The sequence below is a fragment of the Prosthecobacter fluviatilis genome, assembly GCF_042655725.1.
In the GTDB taxonomy this organism is placed as follows: domain Bacteria; phylum Verrucomicrobiota; class Verrucomicrobiia; order Verrucomicrobiales; family Verrucomicrobiaceae; genus Prosthecobacter; species Prosthecobacter fluviatilis.
In genome coordinates this window covers 191,589-208,889 of sequence record NZ_JBHSMQ010000006.1, presented here as the reverse complement: position 1 = coordinate 208,889, position 17,301 = coordinate 191,589, and the positions used below count along the sequence as shown (strand labels likewise).

Here is a 17,301-nt window from a genome sequence, read left to right as displayed (position 1 = left end):
GTGTCACTTATAAAGAAACGTCGTCAGCGGGCTGGTGGCTGAGGCCTCCATCGATCCCTCGCTGACTCCGATCTCATAGGCACTGCGTCCTGCCTCGACGCTCATTTTGAATGCTTTAGCCATTCGCACGGGGTCAGACGCCACCGCGATCGCTGTATTCACCAGCACAGCGTCTGCACCCATCTCAAAGGCCTCGGCCGCATGACTTGGCGCTCCGATTCCGGCGTCCACCACCACCGGCACCGTCGCCTGCGTGATGATGATCTCGATCTGCCGCCGCGTCGTAATTCCTTGGTGTGAACCAATCGGCGATCCTAGCGGCATCACCGTCGCCGTGCCCACATCCTGCAGTCTGCGGGCCAAAACGGGGTCCGCATTGATGTAGGGCAGCACAGTAAACCCTTCTTTCACAAGCACTTCAGCTGCTTTCAGCGTCTCGATCGGGTCTGGCAGCAGGTAGCGCGGGTCCGGGTGGATCTCCAGCTTTACCCAGTTTGGCAGCCCTGCGGCCACCGCCAGCCTGGCCAGCCGCACGGCCTCCTCCGCATTCATCGCCCCGCTGGTGTTCGGCAGCAGCAGCACGTTTTTCGGGATGAAGTCGAGGATGTTCGCAAAGGGGTCCCCCTTGCCAGAAAGATCCGCACGCCGCAGCGCCACCGTCACAATCTCCGTCTCCGACGCCACAATCGCATCTCTCATCAGCTCCCCGCTGGCAAACTTCCCCGTGCCCAGCATGAGACGGGAGTTAAACTGACGGTTGGCAATGATGAGAGGTTGATTGGACACAGGAAGTCAGAGATGCACCCAATCCTGCCTCACGCAAGCATCACCCGCTGCAACAGCTCGCCCGTCGGTGTCTGGATGCCGATGTAAAAGTCGCCAAACTCCCCGTACTGCGCCGTCACTTCGTCAAAGCGCATCTCATACACGATGCTCTTGATCTGGAACATGTCGTGCGCAAACAGCGTCACGCCCCACTCATAGCTGTCCAGGCCCGTCGAGCCCGTGATGAGCTGGCGCACCTTGCCAGAGTACTTGCGTCCAGTTTTCGCGTGGCCGCCCATCAGCTCACGACGCTTCGCAAATTCATTCGCATACCAGTTCGCGCCCACGTTGCGGCGCTTGCTCATCGGGTAAAAGCAGAAGACCTGCCAGTCCGGCATGTTTGGGTACAGGCGGTCGTTGAAGTATTTCGTCATGTGGCCCTTCCACTCGCCCAGCCGCTTCTCAAAGGCCTCAGTGCCCGGCGTCAGGTTCTCCGCCTTCTCCAGCTGAACTTTAAACTCTTCCTCGCTCTGCGAGTACTCCGTCCACTCGGTCATCGAGAGGTAGCTGTACGCCGGCGTCAGCACATCCGGCCCCAGCGCCAGGCTGATCTGCTTTTCAAATTTCTGCGAGTCATGCAGGTCCGGCGTCACCAGCATAAAGCCCAGCTCCGACTTTGGAGACACCATCGCAAACGCCAGCAGCTGCGTCCCCGGGTGCTTGCGGATCGCCTCAATCGTGCGCGTGAAATTCTCCCGCCGCTCCTGCCGCTCCTCCGGCGTCAGCGCCGCCCAGTAGCCATGATCGATGGTAAAAAACAAATGCTGCACCACCCAGCCCTCCTGGGCGATGAGCGGCTTCGATTCAGCAGGACCATTGGACGTGGGGAAAGAGGTGGGGATGAGCATGCAGGTTGGGATGGGGTTCCCTCCCCCATACGCCGGAATTCCCCCCGCTCAACGGCCTATCATTGGCTTTTGCTGCGCTTTATCGGTTCTTCCACAGCTTTAGTCATAGCGAATCTCAAACCTTCGAAGCATGGCCACGAATCGGCGGCTGCGGCGCAGAAGGGACGCCAGCCCAGCCAGCCAGAGCGCCAGCCCTAGAATCCAGGGCAGATCAGGGTGCAAAGGAGGAGGCCGCATCATCGTGTGCCTGCCCTCAAGCCAATGAACAGGTGCCACGATGATATCAGCAAGCATCGCAAACCCATCCGAGCTGCGGAATCCCAGGCTAAATCCAATCAAATAGGTCATTGCTGGCGGAATCCAGGAACGCGGCATGAGGCACGCTAAAAGGACCGGAAAAACAGAGCAGTAGCCGCCCCTCAGTAAAACCGTGCTGAGATCGAGCACCCGGCCTCCGATACCGTTTCCCCAGAGCCCAAGAAAAAAGCCAGCGATGCCGGCGGGAACACCTCCGACCACGAGCGCCACAAACTGGCGCTCATGCCAGGCAAGTTCACGCATGGGATTCATGAGAGTGGCATTCTTCACAGCTGTGGCTAGCTTGGCATGACATGAAAAATTCGTCGAGACTGTTTCTGCTGCTGTTCGCCCTGGACGTCTGCTCTGCGCAGGAGGCGTTTGACCGGCTGACCTTTCATGCGTCACCGAAGCCTCTGGCGGCAGAAGCGAAGACGAGCGACTGGCCACGGGTGCTCGGCCCCACGAACGATGCCCATTCACCTGAAACGCATCTGCTCAAGACCTGGGGGCGGGGCGGGCCGGAGAAGGTGTGGGAAGTCCAGATGGGTGAGGCCTATAACTCCCCCGCCATCAGCGGTGACTACTGCGTGATCTTCCATGCTCTGGAAGGCAGGGAAACCATCGAGTGCCTTCACCGTGAAACGGGGAAGCGATTCTGGTCCCAAGATTACCCGATCTCGTACCAGGATCGCTATGGCTTCGGCAATGGCCCGCGTGGCAGCCCGGTGATTGCCAACGGCATTGTGGTGACCTTTGGTGTGACTGCCGAGCTGCACGCGTTTGATTTAAAAACCGGCAAGCCATTGTGGCAGCTTGACCTGCGCAAAGAATACAACGTGCCGCAGGATTTCTTCGGCGCGGGAGGCACGCCGCTGATTCTCGACGGACGCGTGATCGTGAATGTCGGCGGCAAAAAAGCCCCCATCGAAGACAACGAAGGAATGCGTGACCGTAAAGCGAAGCTCGCGGAGGCAGGAGTGAGCGTGGCCGCCTTCGATTTGCAAAGCGGCAAGGTCGTTTGGACCATCGAGGACATCTGGGGCTCTAGCTATGCATCCCCCATTCCCGCCAAGATGCATGGGCAGACGAAGGTGCTGATCTATGCCGGTGGGGAGAGCGACCCGGCCACGGGCGGCCTCATGTGCATTGATCCCTCCTCCGGCAAGCTCCACTCCAAATTTCCCTGGCGCTCCGAGGACTACATCCAGGCCATCGGGACATCCCCCGTCGTCATCCCCGGCCAAAACCGCGCCTTCATCACCACGGCGTATCCGAAGGGCAGGCCACTCGGCGGCGCGATGGTGGAGTATGACGCGGAGTTTCAGGCCAAAGAAGTCTGGCAGTCCAAAAAGCTCGGCGTCCACTGGATGAACCCGGTGTATCACGATGGTCATCTGTATGCGATTGACGGTGAGACGGAGCCCAAGTCGCGCCTCGTCTGCGTGAACGCCGAGACTGGTGCAGAGGTGTGGGAGCAGCACATTGAATGGGAGGACGCTGAGTTTAGCAAGCTGACCGGACGTGCCAATCCCACACGTCTCAGCATCTTGCGTGCGAGTTTGCTGAAAGCCGATGGGGGCTTCCTTTGCCTCGGAGAAACCGGTTCACTGCACTGGCTCGATCTGAGTCCGGCCGGGGCCAAAGTGCTGGCACAAGCGCAGCCGTTTTATGCACTCAACACCTGGAGCCTGCCCGCGCTCAGTCACGGCCTGCTCTATGTGCGCCAGCAGTCGCAGGATCTGCTGCACAAGTCAGGCCCACGGGTCATGGCCCTGGATTTGAGAGGGAAGTAAACCATCCCCATAAATGGACATGAGTCAGCAGCCAGGCACCGCTTGCAGAGAGCTGCCGTGCTGCTGTAGCGAACTCTAACAAAAGAAGTAGAGGCTGGCGCCACCCCTGTTTCAGCAAGCCTTGCTGAAAACATATGAGCACCATGCGCCTGCCGTTTTTCACCACCTTTAAATTCCTGCAAATGAGGCATTTGAAATACGCATGTGAATGCGGATCATTTGCTGCCTGAGCACTCTGCAAACGATACTCGCTCAATCATCGAGACGATCTGTTGCATCGGAGTCCGGTTGTGTGCCAGTCAGCGCATCTTGAGAAATGGCACGTCAAATGCTAGACGACTGGAGTCTCGTTACAAATGTCACTTCAGATTCCAGAGACATCAAATCCCAATGACAATTGTCAGATCAAACCTAATGACATGCCCATGATCTCAAATGCATACATCATCGTAAGATCTGCCGGATCGAGAGCCGTCCTTGGCCTGTCCCTGCTTCTGTTACTGAATTCCTGCAACGAGAGTGCGACGGCGACAGGCAATGAAGTTAGAAAAACATTCCCCGTCACCTCCGCCGTGGTGATGAATGTCCCAAACGGCAAGGAATACGTTGCCAGCATACAAAACTCAAATTTCATCGAGCTGCGCGCCCGGGTGAACGGACGTCTCGAAAAAGTCTCTGTGGACGAAGGCCAGCGGGTCACTGCCGGCCAGCTCCTCTTCACCATCAGCAGTCATGAATACCAGGAGGAGGTCAAGCGGGCCAATGCGAAGCTCAAGAGCGCCCAGGCAGAGGCCAAGATGGCGGAGATCGACCTGCAGAACAATCAGCTGCTGCTGGAAAAAAAGATCATCGCCAGGTCCGAGTGGGAAATGGCCCAGGCCAGGCTGGACTCCGCCATGGCCAAGGTGGACGAGGCGCAGGCCACAGTCGCCGACGCCGAGCGCAGGCTCTCCTACGCCGAAGTCCGCGCCCCCTTTGATGGGATCATCAACCGCATCAAAAACAAAACCGGCAGCCTCGTCTCCGAAGGTGACCTGCTGACATCCATTTCCAATGACGGCGATGTCTACGCCTACTTCAACGTGTCGGAGCGTGAGTATCTGGAGCTGGCCAAACGCAAGGATCTCGGCGTTCAGGGCAGCGTTGCCCTGGAACTGGCCAATGGTGAAATCCACCCGTACAAAGGCCGAATCGAAACCTGGGAAAGCGTCATTTCAAAAAGCACCGGAAACATCGCCTTCCGCGCCAGCTTCCCCAATCCTGACCATCTCCTCAAGCACGGTTCCAGCGGCAAGGTGATCGTTCAGTCTGAGCTGAAAAATGCTCTCGTGATACCTCAGAAATGCACCTTCGAGGTACAGCACAAAACCTGTGTGTACATGCTCAACCCGGACAACAGCATCCAGCTGCGAGCCATCGACACCAAACTGCGCCTTCCCAACCATTATGTGGTCGACTCCGGTCTGAAACCCACAGACCGCATCATCTTCGAAGGCATCCAAGTGGTGAAGGAAGGTGATGTGATAGCACCGGACTTCAAAGCCCTCGCTGACGTGGCCCCGTTCTGATGCAGCACGCTCCGTAGCCAGCGCTCAGGACAGAAATGCCTGAGACCGCTGTCTCTCGTCCGGCAGTTCCGGACTTCAGAAGTCATGCACCCAACCGATGAATAAAAACGCCTGAATGATAAACGAGTTTATCCGCAGACCTGTGCTGTCGATGGTCATATCCATCATCATCACATTTCTAGGCCTGCTGGCACTGTATCAGCTGCCCATCACGCAGTTCCCCAGCATCGCACCGCCCGAGGTCAACGTGACGGTGGAGTACATCGGTGCCAATGCCGAAACACTGACCAAGGCGGCCATTGTCCCCCTGGAGAGGTCGATCAATGGCGTTCCCAGGATGAAATACATGTCCTCACGGGCCGCCAATGATGGCGTCGGTGTCATTTCAGTCATCTTTGAGGCGGGCACAGACCCGGATGTCGCGGCGGTGAATGTTCAAAACCGCGTCGCCACTGTGATGGGCGAGCTGCCTGAGGAAATCATCAAGGCCGGGGTCAGGATCGCCAAGGAAGAAAAGGCCATGCTGATGTATCTCGACATCACCAGCACGAATCCCGACATCGACGAAATGTTTCTCTACAACTTTGCCGACATCAACATCCTCACCGAGTTGAAGCGGATCAAGGGAGTCGGCTTTGTGGACATCCTGGGAGCCAGGGAATACGCCATGCGCATCTGGCTGAAGCCGGACAACATGCTCGCCTACAACATCTCGGCAGACGACATCCTGGCCGCCCTGAAGGAGCACAATGTTGAAGCCGCCCCGGGAAAGGTGGGCGAAAGCTCGGACAAAACAGAACCTCATCTCCAGTATGTCATCCGCTACTCCGGCAAATTCCGGTCCAAGGAGGATTACGAAAAAATCCCCATCCGCTCCAATGAAGAAGGCCAGATCCTGCGGATTAAGGACATCGCCGAAGTCGAGTTCAGCACCAATTATTTTGACGTCGAGGCAAAACTCAATGGCAGGCCCACGGCTGCCATTCTGCTGAAGCAGCTCCCCGGCTCCAACGCCAACGAAGTCATCGCCAACATCAAGCAGCGCATGGCCGAGATCAAGGAAGCCACCTTCCTCCAGGGCATGAACTATGAGATCAGCTACGATGTGTCGCGGTTCCTTGACGCCTCCCTGCACGAGGTGGTGCGGACTCTGGCAGAAGCCTTCCTGCTCGTTTCACTTGTGACGTTTGTCTTCCTCCAGGACTGGCGCTCCACCTTGATCCCCGTCATTGCCGTGCCCGTGTCGCTGGTCGGCACTTTCTTCTTCATGCAGTTGCTGGGCTTCTCCCTCAATCTCATCACCCTGCTGGCTCTCGTTCTGGCGATCGGCATTGTGGTGGACGGGGCCATTGTGGTGGTCGAGGCCGTGCATGCGAAAATGGAAAGCACCGGGGCGGGCCCGCGCCAGGCCACCGAGGAGGCCATGGGAGAAATCGGCGGCGCCATCATCGCCATCACTCTGGTGATGGCCGCAGTCTTTGTCCCGGCATCCTTCATGTCCGGCCCTGCGGGCATTTTCTACCAGCAGTTTGCGCTGACGATGGCCATTGCGATCGTGCTCTCAGGCTGCGTTGCGCTCACGCTGACGCCCGCATTGTGCGCCTTGATGCTGAAAAACATGCATCATGCGCCCAAAAGCAACAGCCTGCTGAACCGGTTCTTCAGCCTCTTCAATCGTAGCTACGACAAAGTCTCGGGGACTTACAACCGCTGGATTTCGGCGCTGGCAGGCAGGCGTGTCCTCAGCTGGGGCACCCTCCTCGGCTTCTGTGCCGTCATGGTATTCATGGGAGGCAGACTCCCCTCCGGTTTCATTCCCAACGAGGATCAGGGAGCGTTTTATGTCGGGGTCACCACCCCGGCGGGTTCCACCCTGGAACGAACCAAGGCGGTGGTGGATGAAATCCAGCACTGCTGCGAGGGCATTTCCGCCATCTCCTCAGTGTCCACGCTCGCAGGCGTCAACATCATCACCGACGCCAGCGGCTCGACCTACGGCTCCTGCCTCATCAATCTCACCGGCTGGCATGAGCGCACCGAGTCCGTCAGGGCCGTGATGGACGAGCTTCTCCGCCGGACACGGCACATCAATGACGCCGAGATCGAGCTCTTCTCACCACCCGCAGTGCCAGGCTACGGCAACGCCAGCGGCTTTGAACTCCGCCTCCTGGACAGAACGGGAAGCGGCGATTTTAAAAAGATGGAGGGCGTCGCCGCCAAGTTCATTGACGACCTGCAGGCACGGCCGGAAATCGCCAATGCCTTCACCAGCTTTGACGCCAGCTTTCCCCAGTATCTCCTGCATGTGGACAGCGACATGGCAGCGCAAAAAGGCGTGACCACAAACAACGTGATGAGCACACTGCAGACGATGCTGGGCGGCAAATACGCCACCAACTTCATCCGCTTCGGCCAGCTCTACAAGGTCATGGTGCAGGTGCTGCCGGAGTACCGTGCGCGCCCTGAGGACATTCTGAAGCTCCATGTCAAAAACGACCACGGGGAGATGGTTCAGGTCAGCACGTTTGTGGAGCTGGAAAAAGTGTATGGCGTGGACCAGGTCACCCGTTACAACATGTTCACCTCCGCGGAAATCAACGGCGAGCCAGGCGCCGGGTTCAGCAGCGGCGCTGCCATCAAAGCCATTCAGGAGACAGCCAAGGAAAAACTGCCCAAAGGCTATGGCATCGACTGGGCTGGCATCACCCGGGATCAGATCCTCGCAGGAAATCAGGCGGTGATTATTTTCATCATCTGCCTGGCCTTTGTGTATCTGCTGCTCTCCGCTCAGTACGAGAGCTTTCTGCTGCCCATGCCCGTCATTCTTTCACTCCCCACCGGGCTTCTTGGGGCCTTTGTTTTTCTGCTTTGGATGGGGCTTGAAAACAACATCTACGCCCAGGTGTCCATGATCATGCTGATCGGCCTCCTGGGGAAAAACGCCATTCTCGTGGTCGAATTCGCCATCCAGCGGCAGCGCGAGGGATTCACCCCTCTCCAGGCGGCGGTGGAAAGCGCGACCTCCCGACTGCGCCCCATTCTGATGACATCTCTGGCCTTCGTGGCCGGCCTGAGCCCGCTCATGGCGGCATCAGGGGTAGGCGCGGCTGGCAACAGAACCATCGGTGCCTCGGCGGTAGGAGGCATGATCTTCGGCACTGTTTTTGGCATGCTCGTGATCCCCGGGCTCTACGTCATTTTTGCCTCCTTCACTTCAACCACCAAACCATCCAAGGAACCGGAACATGCGTGAGACTTTGCATCTGAGCTGGCCATTCCTAAGCACGTGCGTTTCATTCATGACGCTGATGTTCACCAGCTGTGAAGACCTGCGCCGTTTTGGAAAAAAAACAAACCAGCCCCCCGCCACAGCGCAGGCACCGGAAAAATCTGCCTCCTTCACAGGCGTCAGCCAGTGGAAGAAACACTTCACAGATCCACGCCTTCAGGCCCTCACCGATCAGGCCCTGGAAAACAACCGCGACCTCAAAATCGCGCTTCAGCGCATCGAGATGGCGAAGGCGCAGATCACCGCCTCACGCAGCATGCTTGCCCCCAAAATCTCGGCGGTTGCAGGCGCCGGACTTCAGCGCTTCGGCCTCTACACGATGGATGGCGCCGGCAACAGCACCACCCCCATCTATGATGGCCGGATCGTCCCGCGGGATCTGCAAGACTACAGTATTGGCCTGCAGTCGAGCTGGGAGATAGACATCTGGGGGAAGCTGCGCAGCAAAAAGGCTTCCGCCACCGCACGCCTGCTCGCCAGTGTTGAAGGCAGAAACCTGGTGCAGACACAGCTGATCGCCGAGCTCGCCACGGCCTACTATGAGCTGCTGGCGCTGGACGCCGAAATCATCAACATTGACGAAACCATCAAAATCCAGCGCGATGCTCTGGAGACCGTGCAGACGCAGAAACAGGCGGGAGCTGCCAATGAGCTGGCCGTGCAGCAGTTCGAAGCGCTGCTGTACAATCTGCAAAGCATGCGGCTGGACACACAGCAGCAGATCGTGGAACAGGAGGGCATCATATGCAGCCTTCTGGGAGATCCAAAGCGGCCCATCGCACGCCACCGCATGGCCTTGATGGACTCCAAACTGCCGCAGCTGTCCTCCAGCGTGCCAGCCGACATGCTTAAAAACCGGCCCGACATCCGCCGTGCGGAATTCGAACTGGCGGCGACAAAGGCCGATGTGAAGGCCGCCAAGGCTGCCTTCCTGCCTTCGGTGTCCATCAATGGCATGCTGGGACTACAGGCGTTTCAAAGCAACCTCCTGCTCAACGTCCATTCCGCAGGCTACTCGGCACTCGGGGGCCTGGTCGCCCCATTGATCAACCGCAAGGCGATTCAGGCCGAGTTTGACCATGCCAGCGCCTCCCAGCTGGAGGCTCTCAACACCTATCAGCAGTCCATCGTAAACGGCTATGTGGAGGTCCACAATCAGCTGGCCTTCATCCGTATCCTGAAAAATCTCCAGGCCCTGAAGGCCAAGGAGGTCCATCTGCTGATCGAGTCTGTCAGCACGGCGGCAGATTTGTTCCGCACCCGCAGGGCCACTTACATCGAAGTGCTCAATGCCCAGCAAAATGCACTCAAGGCACGGCTGCAGCTCATCGGCGTGACCAAACGGCAGTTTCAGGTGCAGGCCAACCTGTATCGGGCGCTCGGAGGCGGCTGACCGGGATGGCCGCCAATTTCGTGCTTGGCGGGGGGCGGGCGTTTTGATAGCCTCGTCCCTACATCCCGAATAATGAACACTGCACTTGTCATCCGCATCTGTGTCATCACGATTGTACTGGTGGTCATCGCCCTGGCCTGGAGCTACTTGAAAGATGCGAGCGACGGCATGAAGCTTGTGTTTGTCATCCTCGTCGGCCTCGCAGGCGGGCTGCTCTCCGTCAAGTATGTCATCCCCTGGCTTGGCGACGTCATGGGAGAGGCCGTGTTTTCCTCAGGCGAAAAAGTGGAGCAGGACCACATGACCAAGGCCGCTGCCCGCATCGCCCAGGGTGACTATGAGGGAGCCATCGGTCATTATGAAAAAATGCTCGAAGAAAAGCCGGATGACCCCTTCCCTGTCGCCGAAATCGCCAAGATACACGCCGAGCGTCTGCACGACCCTCAGGCCGCCCTGAAAGTCCTGGAGGCACATCTGCAAAGCAAGGACTGGCCGGTGGATGATGCGGCCTTCATCATGTTCCGCATTGCCGATGTCCATCTGACTCAGCGGCATGATTTTGAAGCCGCCCGCGACATGCTGGAGCAGGTCATTGGCAACTTCCCAAACACACGACACAGTGCGAATGCACATCATCGCATCAGCGAACTCGAACAGATGCAGTTCAAGCTGCTCATGGAGCAGAGAAACAAGGCGGCCACCTCCGGTGCGGATCAGGCGTGACCCCCCAACCAGATGTCCGTGAAGATCCAGCTCTGGACACGGGCAAACCCTTTGATGGCCCTCGCGCTCGCCGCCGTGGCAGGCATCCTCGGCGCTGAATCGGGCTGGCTCCCTGCGCAGGCTCCCTGGTTTTTGCCCTCCATCTTGCTGCTGCTCGGCGCAGCTCTCGTCAGCGGTCGCGCCTGGCTGCTTGTTCCGGCAACGTCCCTCGTCTTTGCTTTTGTCCATGCGGTGCGCATTGAGGAAACTTTCCGCCACCCGCTGCGCCTTGCCCTGCAGCAGGCTGACAAGCCGGTGCCCGCCGTGGTCCGCGGGAGCCTGCTGCCGGAGTTTGACACCTCGGCAGATGAGCGCACCCACGCTCTCTGCATCACTGAAAAGATCGAAATCCCACAGGCAGGAATGGTGACCGGTCAGGCCGCAACACTGCTGGTGCGGCTGCCCAAAGACCTGTCGTTTCCAGGCGCTGGAGTTTATGAGCTGCACGGCAGCATCTACCTTCCGCGCACCGCTGCCAACCCCGGCACCTTCGACGCACAGCAGTACGCCCTTCGCATGGGCCGGGTGGCCCGTTTCGACGTTTCCCGCATGCAACGCCTTGGCGGCGGTGGCGCCGCCAGATGGTGCGCTTTCTTGGAGCAGGCGGAAAAATGCAGAAACTGGATCAGCACACAGCTCACCAAAGATCTCGAAGAAGATCCCCAGACAGTCGCGGTCCTGCGCGCCATGGCTCTGGGAGTCTCCGCCGAGGCGGACGATGAGATCGAAGATGCTTTTCGCAACAGCGGCACGCTTCATGTTTTTGCCGTAAGCGGCATGCATGTTGGGCTTCTGGGGCTCATCGCGCTGATGCTGCTTCGCCAGGTCGGCACACCACGGGCGCTGTCGCTCTGGCTTGTGATTTTCATCGTGTTTGCCTACGCGTTTGTCACCGGCTGGCGTCCCTCGGCGGCACGGGCGGCTTTCATGGTGGCCATTTACATGAGCGCAGTGCTGGTGGACCGTGAGTCATCCCTGCAAAACAGTCTGGGAGCCGCAGCCCTCCTGCTGCTGGCCACCGACTCTCATCAGCTTTTCATGCCGGGTTTTCAGCTATCTTTCGGCGTGTTGTGGCTCAGCAGCCTGGGCTCTGCCCCCCTTCTGAAAATACTTCAGCCGTTCACCCGGCTCGATCCATTTCTCCCCCCTCAGCTCGCCAGCTGGTCCCAGCGCAGCTGGAGCAGATGCAGGCTCTGGCTTGCCACCACATTGAGCGTGTCCTTTGCCGCATGGATCGGCAGCCTGCCGTTCATCCTCGGGCATTTTCAATCTGTCACGCCTGTCGCCGTGCTCGCCAACTGCGTGCTCGTGCCGCTCTCATCCATGTGCCTGGGTTCCACCTGCATCAGCCTCTGCGCCGCAGCTTTGCATCTGACCGGCGCCCAGGTCATCTTGAACAACGTCAGCTGGATGCTCGCGAAAGCGATGATCGCCAGCGCCCTATGGTTCGCCGGCCTGCCTGGCGCAAATTTTCATCTCCAGCCAGGCAGCGCAGCCACCCGCGCCCCTGCCGTCTGGCACATGCTGGAGCTGCCCCAGGGCGGCGCAGCCAATCACCTGCGCATCGGCAGCGCCCACTGGTTGTTTGACACCGGCAGTGAGACCAGCTTTCGCAGAGTGTTGCAGCCCTACCTGCATGCCAGTGGTGTGAATGCACTCGCCGGCGTCTTCCTGAGCCATAACGACGCCGACCACATCGGTGCGGCCGCGCAGATCGGCACGGCTTTTGATGCGCCGTTGCTGTATTGCAGCGCCCAGGAGCCCGGAAAGCATGACTCCTCACGCTCCGCAATGCGTCACCTGCTGGAGCGCCCCCTGCCACCACCCCTGCGAAAGCTGCATGTCGATGAAACAGTCACCTTGTCAGATGCCCGCGGCTTCAAAGTAGACGCACGTGTTCTTTACCCGACATTCCAGGTGCAGAATGATCGTGCCGACGATCGCACCATGGTCCTGATGGTACATCTTGGCCCCTGGCGCGTGCTATGGCTGAGCGACACCGGCTGGCACGCCGAAAAAGCCCTCTGCTCCAGCCCGCAGGACCTGCATTGCGATGTGCTGATACGCAGCCAGCATGAAGCGGACCTCTCCACCAGCGCCGAATTCCTGCTCAGGGCACGGCCTCAGGTCATCCTCTGCGGCAGTGATTCACGCGCCGTCGAAACAGCTCTTCCAGACTCACTCATTCAACGCGCCAGGCAGCTGGACACTCCTCTGCTCGACACCTGGAGCGCCGGCTGCATCAGCCTGCAGTTTGACCAGAACGAGCTGCACATCCAGACCACCCGCAGCAGACGGAGCCTGGTGCTGAAACCTCGATGACAGGCGGCCTTGCTGCCAGGCTACGGCGTCGCATCAGGCCTGGCTCCCAGCCTGGCAATGATGTCACCCATCTTGTTGTTGCGGATGACCTCGAGCTTCACCTCGCTGCCAGGCGGTTGTGTGCGGATGATCTGCAGCAGGTCTGCCGGAGAGCGGAAGGCCATGCCCTGAAACTTGGTGACCACATCTCCCTGCCTCAACCCCGCCTCCGCCGCAGGAGAATTGGCACCGATGTCCGTCACCAGCGCCCCGCGACGCGAGGTGCCCCACACCGGATCAATCTCCACCGGCTCGCTGCTGACTTCGAGCCCCAGGTAGCCTTTGCCCGTCGCACTGCTCACACCGGCGGTTTGCTTCTCGCTTTCCTTTAGCTTGGCCTGGATGTCGTCCACCACGGTTTTGGCCTGATTGGAGGGCACAGCCAGTCCCACCCCCTGCCAGGCGCTCACAGTCTCGTCTCCCCGGTAAATGGCGACGTTGATGCCAATGATCTCCCCGCGGATGTTCACCAGCGGACCGCCAGAGTTGCCCGGATTGATCACCGTGTCCGTTTGCAGGTAGTCGTACTGGCTGTCGCTGAGATGGCGGTCTCTCGCACTGATGATGCCCTGGGTCACCGTGCCGCTGAGGCCGAAGGGATTGCCCACAGCAAGCACGATCTGCCCCACCCGGGCGTCATCGGAATTGGCAAAGCTCAGCGCAGGAAAATCCACCCGCGGACTGTCGATTTTCAGCAGGGCAATATCCCGTTCTTTGTTGTACCCGAGAATCAGCGTCAGATATTTTTTATTGTCGTTGGTGGTGATCTGGATGTCCGCCGCCTGCACCCCTTCGATGACGTGGTAGTTCGTGACCACGTGCCCCTCCTTGCTGACGATCACCCCAGAACCGAGACCCGGCACGATCTGCTCACGCTGGCCGATCAATCCATAGAGCGGATGCCAGCTCATCGGCCCCGGCCGCACCGTCTTGGTCGTGACACTGACCACCGAGGGGAGCACGACTGCGGAAATCTTGGCAAACTCATCGTTCAGACGGCTCAGCAATGGCAGCTCATCTGGCGCTATTTTCGGCTTTTTCGGCATGGTCAGCGCTGCCGGGCCTGGCTTTTCCCCCTTCAGCAAATTGATCACCCCATAGCCCCCCTCCCGGCCATGCCGCCACCACGCAAATATCAGCGCGGCCAGCACGAACACAGAGAAGGCAAAAAGCAGACGACGGAGGTTTTCCATGGGGTACCAATGCGCCAACGGCTGCGAACTTCAAAGATCAAAGTTGAATCCCCCGGCCCCTCCCCGCTGGCATCATGCCGCCCGTTTCGGTCACAAAAATCACCAGTCCTCTGGCAGAAAGCCGGGAAGGGCCCGGCAGAGGGAAGAAAGGAGCTTGAGTACCGGCCGATGATCCCCAATAACAGCAACATTTGCCACATTGAATCAAATGCCAGCTCCCCCCTTGGCCTCAGCAAGGCCCCTGTAAGAAACTTGCCCCCCCACTCTTCACAGCGCGGCTTCCCGTTTGCTTCGCGGCGGCAATCCGGCATTTTAACCACCCGCCATGTCTTCCCCCCTGCTCCGCTACTGCACCGACCTCTACAATTACCAACGCCGCGAAACACGCCCTGTTTTGGTTGGAAACGTCCAGATCGGTGGCGGTGCCCCCGTGGTGGTTCAGAGCATGCTCACCAGTGACACACGCGACGCCGCCGCCTGTGTAAAGGAAGCTCTCGGACTGGCCGAAGCCGGCTGCCAGATCGTCCGCGTCACCGCCCAGACCCGCGTCATCGCCGAAAACTTGCAGCACATCCGCGACGGCATCCGTGCCGCAGGCTGCGATGTCCCCCTCGTAGCCGACATCCACTTCAAGCCAGACGCCGCCATGGAGGCCGTCAAATGGGTCGAAAAAGTCCGCGTCAATCCCGGCAACTACGCCGACAAAAAGAAGTTCGCCGTCAAGGAATACACCGACGACGAATACGCCGCCGAAGTCGCCTACATGGAGGAGCAGTTCGTCCCCCTCGTCAAGGAGTGCATCCGCCTTGGCCGCGCCATGCGCATCGGCACCAATCACGGCTCCCTCAGCGACCGCATCATGAACCGCCATGGGGACACCCCGCTTGGCATGGTGGAGAGTGCGCTGGAGTTTGCCCGTATCGCACGCGCCCAGGGTTACCACAATTTCCTCTTCTCGATGAAGGCCAGCAATCCGAAGGTCATGATCGAGGCCTACCGCCTGCTCGTTGCCCACCTCAACCAGCTCGGCAGCGACTGGAACTACCCCATCCACCTCGGCGTCACCGAGGCTGGCGATGGCGAAGACGGCCGCATCAAAAGCGCCATCGGTATCGGCTCCCTCCTCGCAGACGGCATCGGCGACACCGTGCGTGTCTCGCTGACAGAAGACGCCATCTTTGAGATCCCCGTCGCCCAGCAGCTCGTCAAACCCTACAACGAAGGCCTGCCTGCCAAAAACGAGCGCATCGAAAACGCCCCGCCCGTCAGCTACGATCCCTTCGACTACCAGCGCCGCGCCTCCCACACCGTCACCATCAATGGCGTCAAAGCCGGTGGCGGAGAAACCGTCCCCGTCTTCACCACCCGTCAGAAATGGGACGCCGTGGCCCACAAGATCGACAAGCTCGGCGACTACAAGCCCGAGGTCGTCGTCGAAGACAGCGGTGTCATCGAAATCGACCCGCGTGACGACTCCGCAGTCACCGATATCAACGCCAGCGCTGAGCCTCGCCTCGTGGCTGTGAAAAACGGCCTCAGCATCCCCGTCATTTCCGCCTACCGCCTGCTCGCCGCCAGGCTGCAGCCCCGCCACCCCATCCTGCTCAAAGACACCTTCCTGCCATCCGGCAGCGATGACTTCACTCAAAACCTCCTCGTGGCCGCCACCAACATCGGCTCCTTGCTGTGCGATGGCATCGGCGACGCCGTGATCGTCAGTGGCGAGCCCGCCCCCGGCCAGTCCCTCCGCATCAGCTACAACATCCTCCAGGCTGCCGGCGTCCGCATCTTCAAGACCGACTACGTCGCCTGCCCCAGCTGTGGTCGCACCCTCTTCAATCTCCAGACCACCACGCAGAAAATCCGCGCTGCCACCGGCCACCTCAAAGGCGTCCGGATCGCCGTCATGGGCTGCATCGTCAACGGCCCCGGAGAAATGGCCGACGCCGATTTCGGCTACGTCGGCGGGGCTCCCGACAAGATCAACCTCTACGTCGGCAAGACCGCCGTGAAGTTCAACATCCCCGAAGAAGAGGCTGTCGAACGCCTCATCGATCTCATCAAGGAGCACAACCGCTGGTTCGACGCACCACCCGCCATTGCCTGACGGCCTCCGCGTTTGCATCAAACGCAAAGTCATCCAGCGGCACTTCGTCCAGCGCACAGATCATGCATTCAGACACCTCCGAGGCCTGCATCACCACGTTGTCAAAATTCGGCACCCGCGCGTAAAAGCACAGATCCAGCGTCGGCCAGGTAAAGCCCTGAAATGGATACCGGTTGTTCAGCGCGCAGTAGTACGTGAAGGCGCTGGCAGGCAGATCAATTCCCACTTCCTCCAGCGTTTCACGCGCCACGGCCATCTCACCAGTTTCCCCAGGTTCAATGACGCCACCCGGCAGCCCCAGCAGGCCAAGGCCGGGCTCATGCGCCCGGCGGATCACCAGCACCCGGTCCTCTGCATCGAGCAGCAGCGCCACGGCAGCCGGAATCGGCGTGATGAAATGACGGAAGCCACACGCAGAGCAGACAAACTCGCGGTCACTTCTCGTGACCCATCCGTCGCTGCCGCAGTCGCTGCAAAATTTGAAGGGAGACTCAGCCATGGGGCTTCCCCTGCCGCCGATGTGCGCCCCATGCCAGCAGAAACACCAGCACGCAGGCAGCTTTCATCATGAACAGCCACAAAGGCTCCCACCAGGCACCGGTCTGCACTTCGATCAGATCAGAGACGCCAAAACATGCAAAAGCCAGGGGCAGCAGCCAGCGCCAGGGACGCTTCATTCGCAGCCGCACCGCAAGAACCAGCGCTATGATGAACCACAGCCCGGCCTCGGCGTAGTTGAACACTGCATGCAGCGTCAGCGTTGCTTCTTCATTCATGGCTCATGTTTCCCTGCACTCATCTCCCAGGCAAGGTCCATGCACGCGATAATTCTTCAGAACGACTCTTGGCTTGGCGGACATCC

The 17,301-nt window shown here is 59.5% G+C and carries 13 protein-coding genes; 7 read left to right on the top strand and 6 right to left on the bottom strand.

What is annotated here, in order from left to right; genetic code table 11:
• Nucleotides 1-3 precede the first annotated feature (3 nt).
• The 3 genes from ACFQDI_RS17075 to ACFQDI_RS17065 form a co-directional block, all read right to left on the bottom strand.
• A complete protein-coding gene (locus ACFQDI_RS17075) occupies nucleotides 4-786 on the bottom strand; it encodes a thiazole synthase (RefSeq protein ID WP_377168968.1) in 783 nt (260 codons plus the stop codon).
• A 29-nt stretch (nucleotides 787-815) separates the two neighbouring features.
• Entirely contained in the window at nucleotides 816-1,673 is an 858-nt protein-coding gene (gene hemQ / locus ACFQDI_RS17070) for a hydrogen peroxide-dependent heme synthase (protein WP_377168966.1), read from the bottom strand.
• 99 nt (nucleotides 1,674-1,772) lie between these two features.
• A complete protein-coding gene (locus tag ACFQDI_RS17065) occupies nucleotides 1,773-2,234 on the bottom strand; it encodes a hypothetical protein (RefSeq protein WP_377168964.1) in 462 nt (153 codons plus the stop codon).
• 50 nt (nucleotides 2,235-2,284) lie between these two features.
• Here ACFQDI_RS17065 and ACFQDI_RS17060 point away from each other — a divergent pair, with 50 nt between their 5' ends.
• The 6 genes from ACFQDI_RS17060 (at nucleotide 2,285) to ACFQDI_RS17035 (ending at nucleotide 13,100) form a co-directional block, all read left to right on the top strand.
• Nucleotides 2,285-3,766, top strand: coding sequence for a PQQ-binding-like beta-propeller repeat protein (locus ACFQDI_RS17060; protein WP_377168962.1), 1,482 nt, complete (start codon nucleotides 2,285-2,287; stop codon nucleotides 3,764-3,766).
• A gap of 419 nt (nucleotides 3,767-4,185) precedes the next feature.
• Nucleotides 4,186-5,334, top strand: a complete 1,149-nt coding sequence (locus tag ACFQDI_RS17055; RefSeq protein WP_377168960.1) for an efflux RND transporter periplasmic adaptor subunit — start codon at nucleotides 4,186-4,188, stop codon at nucleotides 5,332-5,334.
• Between the two features lie 115 nt (nucleotides 5,335-5,449).
• Complete coding sequence (locus ACFQDI_RS17050) at nucleotides 5,450-8,587, top strand: efflux RND transporter permease subunit (RefSeq protein ID WP_377168958.1); 3,138 nt, start codon at nucleotides 5,450-5,452, stop codon at nucleotides 8,585-8,587.
• A gap of 46 nt (nucleotides 8,588-8,633) precedes the next feature.
• Nucleotides 8,634-10,016 carry an efflux transporter outer membrane subunit gene (locus ACFQDI_RS17045; protein WP_377168956.1) on the top strand — a complete coding sequence of 461 codons (1,383 nt, stop codon included), beginning with the start codon at nucleotides 8,634-8,636 and terminating at the stop codon, nucleotides 10,014-10,016.
• Nucleotides 10,017-10,088: 72 nt separating this feature from the next.
• Nucleotides 10,089-10,739 (top strand): tetratricopeptide repeat protein, encoded by a 651-nt coding sequence (locus ACFQDI_RS17040; protein ID WP_377168954.1) that lies wholly within the window; start codon nucleotides 10,089-10,091, stop codon nucleotides 10,737-10,739.
• A gap of 12 nt (nucleotides 10,740-10,751) precedes the next feature.
• Nucleotides 10,752-13,100, top strand: coding sequence for a ComEC/Rec2 family competence protein (locus tag ACFQDI_RS17035; protein WP_377168952.1), 2,349 nt, complete (start codon nucleotides 10,752-10,754; stop codon nucleotides 13,098-13,100).
• 20 nt (nucleotides 13,101-13,120) lie between these two features.
• On the opposite strand, the gene ACFQDI_RS17030 is transcribed toward ACFQDI_RS17035, so the two are convergent.
• A complete protein-coding gene (locus ACFQDI_RS17030) occupies nucleotides 13,121-14,332 on the bottom strand; it encodes a S1C family serine protease (RefSeq protein ID WP_377168950.1) in 1,212 nt (403 codons plus the stop codon).
• Between the two features lie 325 nt (nucleotides 14,333-14,657).
• Between ACFQDI_RS17030 and ispG the strand changes: the two genes are divergently transcribed.
• Nucleotides 14,658-16,439 carry a (E)-4-hydroxy-3-methylbut-2-enyl-diphosphate synthase gene (gene ispG, locus ACFQDI_RS17025; protein ID WP_377168948.1) on the top strand — a complete coding sequence of 594 codons (1,782 nt, stop codon included), beginning with the start codon at nucleotides 14,658-14,660 and terminating at the stop codon, nucleotides 16,437-16,439.
• Here ispG and ACFQDI_RS17020 read toward each other — a convergent pair.
• A complete protein-coding gene (locus tag ACFQDI_RS17020) occupies nucleotides 16,393-16,938 on the bottom strand; it encodes an NUDIX hydrolase (RefSeq protein ID WP_377168946.1) in 546 nt (181 codons plus the stop codon). The two genes, ispG and ACFQDI_RS17020, sit on opposite strands and share 47 nt — an antisense overlap.
• Nucleotides 16,931-17,215, bottom strand: coding sequence for a hypothetical protein (locus ACFQDI_RS17015; RefSeq protein WP_377168944.1), 285 nt, complete (start codon nucleotides 17,213-17,215; stop codon nucleotides 16,931-16,933). Before ACFQDI_RS17015 ends, ACFQDI_RS17020 begins: the two co-directional genes overlap by 8 nt.
• Nucleotides 17,216-17,301: the final 86 nt, after the last annotated feature.

Excerpts from the sequence above, each read along its gene's own strand:
- hemQ (WP_377168966.1), bottom strand. The coding sequence starts at position 1,673 with ATGCTCATCCCCACCTCTTTCCCCACGTCCAATGGTCCTGCTGAATCG.
- ACFQDI_RS17065 (WP_377168964.1), bottom strand. The coding sequence starts at position 2,234 with ATGCGTGAACTTGCCTGGCATGAGCGCCAGTTTGTGGCGCTCGTGGTC.
- ACFQDI_RS17060 (WP_377168962.1), top strand. The coding sequence starts at position 2,285 with ATGAAAAATTCGTCGAGACTGTTTCTGCTGCTGTTCGCCCTGGACGTC.
- ACFQDI_RS17055 (WP_377168960.1), top strand. The coding sequence starts at position 4,186 with ATGCCCATGATCTCAAATGCATACATCATCGTAAGATCTGCCGGATCG.
- ACFQDI_RS17050 (WP_377168958.1), top strand. The coding sequence starts at position 5,450 with ATGATAAACGAGTTTATCCGCAGACCTGTGCTGTCGATGGTCATATCC.
- ACFQDI_RS17045 (WP_377168956.1), top strand. The coding sequence starts at position 8,634 with ATGACGCTGATGTTCACCAGCTGTGAAGACCTGCGCCGTTTTGGAAAA.
- ACFQDI_RS17040 (WP_377168954.1), top strand. The coding sequence starts at position 10,089 with ATGAACACTGCACTTGTCATCCGCATCTGTGTCATCACGATTGTACTG.
- ACFQDI_RS17035 (WP_377168952.1), top strand. The coding sequence starts at position 10,752 with ATGTCCGTGAAGATCCAGCTCTGGACACGGGCAAACCCTTTGATGGCC.
- ACFQDI_RS17030 (WP_377168950.1), bottom strand. The coding sequence starts at position 14,332 with ATGGAAAACCTCCGTCGTCTGCTTTTTGCCTTCTCTGTGTTCGTGCTG.
- ispG (WP_377168948.1), top strand. The coding sequence starts at position 14,658 with ATGTCTTCCCCCCTGCTCCGCTACTGCACCGACCTCTACAATTACCAA.
- ACFQDI_RS17020 (WP_377168946.1), bottom strand. The coding sequence starts at position 16,938 with ATGGCTGAGTCTCCCTTCAAATTTTGCAGCGACTGCGGCAGCGACGGA.
- ACFQDI_RS17015 (WP_377168944.1), bottom strand. The coding sequence starts at position 17,215 with ATGAATGAAGAAGCAACGCTGACGCTGCATGCAGTGTTCAACTACGCC.